Here is an 8,304-nt window from a genome sequence, read left to right on the forward strand (position 1 = left end):
GTTATATCGCAACTGGCGCAGCCACAGCCGGTATTGCCAACGCTGATGCCACTTTCAAGGTGCAGTATCAGTAAGCTGAATTGAGCTTATCAAGGATGATTATTGCAGGCCAGGGAGGCCTGTTTTTCAGCTACCGGAGGCAAGGAGCGTGCGATGTGGAGAATGGGAGCGGGACTACTGCTAACGCTGCTGTTGGGGGGAAAGGCCGTTGCCGACAAGAGCTGGCAAGAGCAGCCGCTCGGCGGCCTGATGCGTTTTCAGGGGGAAGTGATCGCTGAAACCTGTGCGGTGGAAACCGGCGATCGCAATCTGACGGTATCGATGGGGCATATCACCACCGACCGATTCCGTTTGCCCGGCGACGAGGCCGATCCAGTCCCCTTTGATTTACATCTGCAGAACTGCACTACCGCGGTCAGCCGTAACGTGGGCGTGATGTTCCATGGCATGGCAGACAGCAGTAATCCGCAGGTGCTGTCTATTGGTGAAGGGCCAGGTATCGCTTCGGGTGTCGCCGTGGCGCTGTTCGACGACAGAGGCCGATTTATTCCACTTAATACCGCACCGCGGTATTGGGTACCGTTGCAGGAAGGGCCGGTGATCCTGCATTTTGTTGCGAAATATCGCGCTACCGGGCAGCCGGTGAACGATGGTTTGGCAAATGCGCAGGCATGGTTTGCGCTGACTTATCAGTAGGTTTTGGCCGCGCAGTGTGATGGAAGTCAGATCCTGATGGACGAGGTATATGTGAGAACAACAACGATGGTTGGAAAGATGATGTCCGTACTGCTGCTGCTGGCAGCGGGGCATGTGGGCGTGGCAAATGCCGGAGTTGGCCTGGGCGCGACCCGGGTGATCTATCCTGCCGATCAGAAGCAGGTGACTCTGGGTGTCAGCAATAACGATGAAAAAAGCACCTATCTGATCCAATCCTGGGTGGAAAGCGCTGATGGCCAAAAAGATGGCCGGTTGATTATTACGCCACCGTTATATTTGATGCAGGGAAAAAAAGAGAACACGCTGCGCATTATCGATGCGACCAATCAGAGCTTGCCGAAGGATCGGGAGAGTTTGTTCTGGGTCAACGTCAAAGCGATCCCCTCACTGGACAAATCACGTCAGGATGAGAACACCCTGCAATTGGCGATCACCAGCCGTATCAAACTGTTTTATCGCCCCAATGGGCTCAGTATTGCGCCAGACAAGGCACCGGAACAGTTGCGCTTTAAACGTAGCGGCAAAGAGCTGACGATCGTCAATCCCACGCCTTATTTCATCACCTTGAGCGAGGTCAATGCGGGCTCGCGGCTGTTGGCCAATACCATGGTGTCGCCAATGGGGTCGGCCAGCGTGGCGCTCCCTGCCGATGCAGGCAGCAATATCAGCTATCGGACGATCAACGATTACGGTGCCCAGACGCCGGTACTCAAGGGTGTGATGCAGTAATAAGGCTAAAGCCGCCAGCTATTTCATCAAGCTATAACCAGATAAATCAGGCAGCCGGGCGACCTGTATCGAACCGGAGGGATCATGCTATACCTGAAAAACGGCACGGAAAGTCGCAGAGTGATAAAAGATAACCACCAGGGTGCCTCCATCTTTACGCTGACGTTAACGCCATTGGCCATGATGCTGTTGGCGTTATGTGGCGATGCATCGGCGCGAGCGGAAAACTACTTCAACCCGCGTTTTCTCTCCGACGATCCGGCGAAAGTGGCCGATCTGTCTGGATTTGAAAAGGGACTGGAGGCCCCTCCGGGTGTCTACCGCGTCGACATTTATATGAATGACGGGTTTATGTCGACCCGGGATGTCTCTTTCAAGCCTGATAACGATCACCAGGCCTTGGTGCCTTGTCTGACCCGCAGTCAGCTCGCCGCGATGGGCGTCAACACCCGCTCGGTGCCGGGCATGGCCGTATTGGCAGCAGAAGCCTGCGTCCCCTTGACCACGATGATCAAAGAGGCCTCCACGGACTTTGATGTCGGGCGGCAGCGTCTGTCTATCAGCATTCCTCAGGCCTATATGGGCAATCTTGCCCGTGGCTATATTCCTCCAGACCAATGGCAAAACGGTATCACCGCCGGGTTACTCAATTACAGTTTCACTGGCAGTAATGTCCGTAACCAGCAATCGAGCACCAGCAATTACGCCTTCCTGAACTTGCAGAGCGGCGTGAATCTGGGCGCCTGGCGGCTGCGGGATAATACCACCTGGAGTTACAGCAGCGGCGGCGGATCGAGCGCCAATCAAAACCGCTGGCAGCACGTTAATACCTATTTGCAGCGCGACATTGCGTCTTTGCAGAGTCGTTTGACGCTGGGCGATAGCTATAGCTCAGGGGACATTTTTGATGGTGTTAACTTCCGTGGCGTGCAGGTGGCGACGGATGACAACATGTTGCCAGACAGCCAGCGGGGTTTTGCTCCCGTGATCCACGGTATTGCCCGCGGCACCGCCAGGGTCACGATCAAGCAGAATGGGTTCGAGATATACCAGGCGACGGTGCCGCCAGGTCCCTTCACCATTGACGATCTTTCCGGGTCTGGCAACGGCGGCGATTTGCAGGTCAGCATTCAGGAGGCCGACGGCACGGCCCAGGTATTTACCGTGCCCTATACCTCGGTTCCCGGGCTGCTACGCCAAGGGCATGTGAGATATGCGGTGACGGTGGGGCAGTATCGCAGCGGCAACGATCAGCAGGAGGAGCCTACCTTTGGTCAGGGCACGCTGATGTGGGGGCTGGCCGATGGCTGGACGCTATCCGGTGGCACCCAGCTAGCCAATCGCTATCGGGCGTTCAACCTCGGGGTGGCCAAAGATCTGGGCATTTTCGGTGCCGTGTCGCTGGACATCACTCAGGCTCGCGCCACTTTGCCAGATGACAGTACTCATCAGGGGCAGTCACTGCGCTTCCTTTATAACAAAGCCTTGAATGAGTGGGGCACCAACCTGCAACTGCTCGGTTATCGCTATTCCACCAGCGGCTATTACAGCCTGGCTGACACCACCTGGGGCCAGATGAGCGGCTACAGCGCGGCCACCGATGAAGGGATTGTCCAGCTCACGCCGAAGCTCACCGATTACTACAATCTGGCCTACAACAAGCGTGGCCGGTTGCAGGTGACGGTGACCCAGCAGGTGGCGGACAACGCGACCTTATATCTGACCGGTAGCCACCAGACGTATTGGGGGATTGGCAAGGCGGATGAACAGTTGCAGGCCGGTTACAGCGGTACGTTGGAGGATATCACTTACACCCTCAGCTACAGCCTGACCAAAAATGCCTGGCAGGACGGACGCGACAATATGCTGGCCTTCAACATCAGCATTCCGTTCAGCCATTGGCTGCGTTACGACAGCCAGTCCGCTTTCAGCCGCTCCAGCGTCAGCTACAGCATGTCTGACGATCTGAGTGGCAGGATGACCAATCAGGCCGGGGTGTACGGCACGTTACTGGAGGGGAACAACCTGAGTTACAACGTGCAGGCCGGTTACGCCGGAGGCGGCGTGGGGACATCAGGCGGCACCGGGAACGCATCGCTGACGTATCGCGGGGCTTCAGGCAACGCCAACGTGGGGTATAGCCGCAGCAGTGGTTCCAACCAACTGTATTACGGACTGAGCGGCGGCGTGCTGGCGCATGAGAACGGCATCACCCTGAGCCAACCGCTGAACGACACACTGATCCTGGTTAAAGCGCCGGGGGCGGGCAATGTGTCGGTGGAAAACCAGACCGGGATACGTACCGACGGGCGTGGCTATGCCGTACTGCCGTTTGCCATGGATTACCGGGAAAACCGCGTCGCGTTGAACCCGAATACGCTGGCAAACAACGTCGAACTGGATGAGGCGGTGGTCAGCGTGGTGCCGAATCACGGTGCGGTCGTGCTGGCCGATTTTAAAACCCATGTCGGGCTGAAGGTGCTGATGACGCTGACCTATAACGGACAACCGTTGCCATTCGGCTCGGTGGTATCATTCGACAATGGCCGTTCTGGCAGCATTGTCGCCGACGGTGGGCAGGTGTATCTGACCGGGTTGCCATTACGCGGTGAGGTGAAAGCCAAATGGGGCGAAGGTGCAGATGGCCAGTGCGTGGCGAGTTACCAACTGCCGCCGGAAAGTCAGCAGCGGGCACTGAGCTATCTAACGGCAGCATGCCGATGACGCCGGGCGGGAGAGGCGAGCAATGAGAAAACAACTTTATATCCTGGGTCTGCTGGCGCTGTTGAGCGCCGGGGAAACCGAGGCTGCGGATAGCACCATTACCATTAATGGCTACGTTAAGGATAACGCCTGCTCCATCGCGCCGGGTTCACAAAGTTTCGTGGTGGATCTGATGAGTAATGCGGCCAAGCAGCTGTTTCGGGTAGGGGCGACGACGCCGATGGTGCCGTTCAGCATTGTGCTCGACAAGTGCGGCGGATCGGCGATTGCGGTGAAAACGGGTTTCACCGGCGGGGCAGACAACGACAACCTCAGCCTGCTGAAAATAGACGGCGGGGCCGGTGCGGCGGCGGGGATGGGAATACAGATCCTCGATAACAACGGCAATGCCATTGCGCTCAATGAGGTGTCGAGCGGGCTGAGCTGGTCACCGGTCACCGCGGGGCAATCCAATACGCTGTATTTCTATGCGCGTCTGATGGCGACCCGAACACCGGTCACGGCCGGGCAGGTCAGCGCGACGGCAAACTTTACCCTGGAATTTCAGTAACCGGAGACAAGGGCTATGAACATAAGCAAGCTGGGGCCGATCGCCGGGTGGTTACTGATGATGGTACTCCCTCTGGCACAAGCGGCGGATGTCACCATCACCGTCAATGGCAAGGTGGTGGCCAAACCCTGCACGGTGTCCACTGTGTCTACCACGGTAGAGCTGGGCGATTTATATACCTTCAACCTGCTGGCGGCGGGGGCGACTTCGCCATGGCATACGGTGACGTTGAACCTCACCAACTGCCCGGTAGGGACATCCAAGGTGACCGCGACCTTTTCCGGCACGGCCGATAGCACCCGCAGTTATTACGCCAACCAGGGCGCGGCCCGCAACATTGCGTTGCAACTGGCCGATAGCGGTGGGGTAAATCTGCCCAACGGCAGTACCAAAGTCGTGGCGGTAAATGACGCATCGCTGACCGCCAGCCTGGTTTTGCAAGTGAGAGCCATCACACCCAGCGGCAATGTGACGCAGGGTTCGATTCAATCACTGATCAACGTGACTTACACCTATTCTTGATCAAGGAGAATGAGATGAACGCATCCCAACCTAGGATATTGTAGATGTGAATCAGCAACGAATACCCGTTCTTCAACAGGACTTTCCAGTGTTCACAATGTTGCATGCTGTGCTCTCGGATTATTCCTGTTTTATCCATAGTACGTGAGCAGCAATCCTGGCGGCACAAAAACAGGGACAGTGCAAACTGAAGAAACGATGTCCGGCCAAGTTGGAAAGAACGGTATGGGCGGTATCAGCCCACAACAGGGAACATGAAAAAATCACGTCAGTGCTAGGCAATTGATGCCTACCGCAGATAAACATGAATGTTTAGAAAAGGGTGAATGCAGAAAAATTGCGTAGGCAAGCGACGTTATGACAATGACAGATAATACAGTGACTTGCTAAACCTAAATCGTTCCTTAGACATAAAACTCACTAGGATAATTAAGGTTTTAGAGTCTATCTCAATAGGCGATAAAAACAGCACTCAGAAAAGTAAATTTTGATGCTCAGAGTCATATAATCCGGCGTTCTGGTTACAACCAGACACCAGTTGGAAGCAGTATTCTATTACCTATTGAGATAGGCTCTTAGTTAGCAGTTCTCATAGAGACCGAAGTATTGACTACATTAAGGTTAGGTATAGAAATGCAACATATTGTCAATGTTAAAATAACGAAAAGCCTTGCAAGTTGGGATGTGTTCATATAGGAAGAATGAAATATAACTGTCTGAAAAAAAAGCATGTATTGCGAAGAGTTATGACACTGCTCTTACCTTTGGTATTATTGTCAGGTTATTCTTTGAACTCGGAAGCATTCACTTGTTACGACTCGACTGGCAATACGTTAAGCAGTATAGCTGGTACTGCTACGGCAAATGTTTATGTTAATCTACAACCTTCTGTCGCGGTTGGCCAGAACCTAGTAGTCGATCTATCCCATTCTATTTTTTGTAAAAATGATACCCCAACGATTAGAAATGATGTGGTTAATATGTTGAGAGGTTCTGCCTATGGAGGGGTTCTGAAAAGTTTTAATGGTTCGTTAAAATATTACGGTATGAGTTACCCATTTCCGCTCAATTCAGCTACAGCTGTACAAAATTTTAACTCTGGAGCATATATTGGATGGAATACACAACTTTATCTTACGCCAATTTCCGCAGCAGGTGGAGTGGTCCTCAATAGAGGTTCGCTATTTGCCTCTTTGATCATGTATCAGGTTGGGTCGGATATTATAGGAGGAGGTAACATTCACACTGCGACTTTTACCTGGAACTTGTATGCTAATAACGATGTTATCGTGCCAACAGGAGGGTGTGACATATCTTCCCGTGACGTTGCAGTGACCTTGCCGGAATATCCAGGGACTGTGTCGATACCGTTAACAGTGAGTTGCGCTCAGAACCAAAACCTGGCCTATTATCTTACAGGGCCGACCACGGACGCCGCGTCCACGATTTTTTCCAACACCGCCTCTGCACCGGTAGCTCAGGGGATTGGCATTCAGCTTACCAACCGCAATGGCGTTATTGCCACTAACAGGAACGTTGCACTGGGTATCGTCGGCAGATCTTCAGTCAGTTTAGGTTTGACCGCCAACTATGCACGCACTACCGGTCAGGTAGTGGCGGGTAATGTCAAGGCCGTAGTTGGTGTGACCTTTTTGTATCCTTGAGTATGATTTTGAACGGACTGTGGGGCTGCCGCATTAATACGTAGTCAGGTAACCAAATCGTTTAGGCGGACACAAGCGCTCTTGGCGGGCATCGAATTGATCCACATGATACGCAAAGGGCAATATCAACATCCGAAAAGAGAGGGATTGTCGCCAGCGGAAAAATTTTATCTGTTGGCGACCTGAAAAATAGGCAAATACTGTTTTTCGTCTTCTCTTCGTTAATGCGAAAGAACCATTTGAGCCTCAACCCGGAAAAGGAACTCACACCATGAAAAATTACAGAAAGAGCTTCGAATAATTTAATCAATTACTAGCTATATTGCTGAATTTAAGCATCCTTAATACGGTGTGTAATATGGAGTGGTGACTCCGTTCCCAACGGTTCGCAGATAATGGTGATATCAATAAAAGTGAAACGTCTAATGAATATTGCTATAAATAGCAACAATCTATTCTTTTTACAAAGCATGCGGCATATCTTTATGATGTACTTTCGTGATAAGGAAATATGCATTATGTTTAATCCAGTTATTGAAACTCAAAGCGCGGATTTAGTGGTGAATAGTTGTTCTACATTGAGACCAAATGAGCCTATTCAACTGAGAATAACGCTCAGGGATAGAGATTCTATGGGAAAGTGTATCTATTATCAACGTACGTTTAGCCAATATGGAAAAGTCGAGGATTTCGTCCTTTTACTCGATAACCTGTTTAATTCCTCAGTTAACGGATCTTCGCAAAAAGATACACCCAATGAGAATATCGGCATCAGGATAACCTATAGGGAAAACGAAGTTCTTCGGGAAATATTGACGGGGTTGCCTGCGCTATGGATCGCAAAAAAACTACAGATTAGTGTCAAGACTATCAGTTCGCATAAACTATCGGTAATGCGAAAGCTCGGTTTTAAGACCAGCCAGGAACTTTATATTTGGTTGCTGGCGGATTCAACGGTCGCGAATTCAGATAATAAGAGCCGGTGATGATACCAATTTGTGTGATTCATAGACATCGCTTCACTATAATGCCTCACTATGAACAGGGGAATTCAGCAGCGGCTACAGTGGGTAAAACGGCTCTGTCGCATTAGCGTAGAGAATTTAGCAAAAGTTGTGCTGCCGGTTATTTAGGCAGCCAACAGATGAAATTTTTCCGCAGGTGACAACGCCTCACTTTGTGGAGGTTGATACCCTTTGCGTATCATGTGGAGCACTTCGATGCCTGCCAAGAGCGTCTGTGCCCGTCGAAATGATTTGAAACCCAGCATCGCGCGTATGCGTCGTTGGTAATTGAGCACAAGTAAAGCAAAAATATCACTTTCTGGTGCTGCCTCCAATTAGTAGAACATGTATTTTTCGATGAAGGCACCGATAACTTTTTCATGCAGTTCAACAG

At 51.8% G+C, this 8,304-nt stretch carries 7 protein-coding genes and 3 pseudogenes; 9 read left to right on the forward strand and 1 reads right to left on the reverse strand.

All coding sequences use genetic code 11. The features are described from left to right. The 9 genes and pseudogenes from fimA to U869_RS29925 all read left to right on the forward strand — a co-directional run. Nucleotides 1–74: pseudogene (gene fimA / locus U869_RS31720) on the forward strand (type 1 fimbrial protein subunit FimA); the annotation flags it as partial. Between the two features lie 79 nt (nt 75–153). Then, nucleotides 154–696 (forward strand): fimbrial protein, encoded by a 543-nt coding sequence (locus U869_RS0100005; protein WP_025122492.1) that lies wholly within the window; start codon nt 154–156, stop codon nt 694–696. A gap of 78 nt (nt 697–774) precedes the next feature. After that, nucleotides 775–1,446, forward strand: coding sequence for a fimbria/pilus periplasmic chaperone (locus U869_RS0100010; RefSeq protein WP_304412815.1), 672 nt, complete (start codon nt 775–777; stop codon nt 1,444–1,446). 84 nt (nt 1,447–1,530) lie between these two features. Continuing rightward, nucleotides 1,531–4,170: a fimbrial biogenesis usher protein gene (locus tag U869_RS0100015; RefSeq protein WP_025122494.1), complete on the forward strand. Its 2,640-nt coding sequence runs from the start codon at nt 1,531–1,533 to the stop codon at nt 4,168–4,170. Nucleotides 4,171–4,192: 22 nt separating this feature from the next. After that, entirely contained in the window at nt 4,193–4,720 is a 528-nt protein-coding gene (locus tag U869_RS0100020; protein WP_025122495.1) for a fimbrial protein, read from the forward strand. A 15-nt stretch (nt 4,721–4,735) separates the two neighbouring features. Then, nucleotides 4,736–5,242, forward strand: a complete 507-nt coding sequence (locus tag U869_RS0100025; protein ID WP_025122496.1) for a fimbrial protein — start codon at nt 4,736–4,738, stop codon at nt 5,240–5,242. Between the two features lie 734 nt (nt 5,243–5,976). Then, nucleotides 5,977–6,906: a fimbrial protein gene (locus tag U869_RS0100030; RefSeq protein ID WP_029988041.1), complete on the forward strand. Its 930-nt coding sequence runs from the start codon at nt 5,977–5,979 to the stop codon at nt 6,904–6,906. Between the two features lie 54 nt (nt 6,907–6,960). Beyond that, a pseudogene (locus U869_RS30295) lies at nt 6,961–7,092 on the forward strand (IS6 family transposase); the annotation flags it as partial. 332 nt (nt 7,093–7,424) lie between these two features. Beyond that, on the forward strand, nt 7,425–7,892 hold the full coding sequence (locus U869_RS29925) for a helix-turn-helix transcriptional regulator (protein WP_157834703.1): 468 nt from the start codon (nt 7,425–7,427) through the stop codon (nt 7,890–7,892). A gap of 143 nt (nt 7,893–8,035) precedes the next feature. On the opposite strand, the pseudogene U869_RS30300 reads toward U869_RS29925, so the two are convergent. Further along, a pseudogene (locus U869_RS30300) lies at nt 8,036–8,200 on the reverse strand (IS6 family transposase); the annotation flags it as partial. Between the last annotated feature and the right edge of the window lie 104 nt (nt 8,201–8,304).

The sequence above is a fragment of the Serratia sp. H1w genome, assembly GCF_000633355.1.
Lineage (GTDB): Bacteria > Pseudomonadota > Gammaproteobacteria > Enterobacterales > Enterobacteriaceae > Chania.

Bases quoted from the DNA above. Each gene is read 5' to 3' on its own strand.
- U869_RS0100005 (WP_025122492.1), top strand. From the start codon at position 154: ATGTGGAGAATGGGAGCGGGACTACTGCTAACGCTGCTGTTGGGGGGA.
- U869_RS0100010 (WP_304412815.1), top strand. From the start codon at position 775: ATGATGTCCGTACTGCTGCTGCTGGCAGCGGGGCATGTGGGCGTGGCA.
- U869_RS0100015 (WP_025122494.1), top strand. From the start codon at position 1,531: ATGCTATACCTGAAAAACGGCACGGAAAGTCGCAGAGTGATAAAAGAT.
- U869_RS0100020 (WP_025122495.1), top strand. From the start codon at position 4,193: ATGAGAAAACAACTTTATATCCTGGGTCTGCTGGCGCTGTTGAGCGCC.
- U869_RS0100025 (WP_025122496.1), top strand. From the start codon at position 4,736: ATGAACATAAGCAAGCTGGGGCCGATCGCCGGGTGGTTACTGATGATG.
- U869_RS29925 (WP_157834703.1), top strand. From the start codon at position 7,425: ATGTTTAATCCAGTTATTGAAACTCAAAGCGCGGATTTAGTGGTGAAT.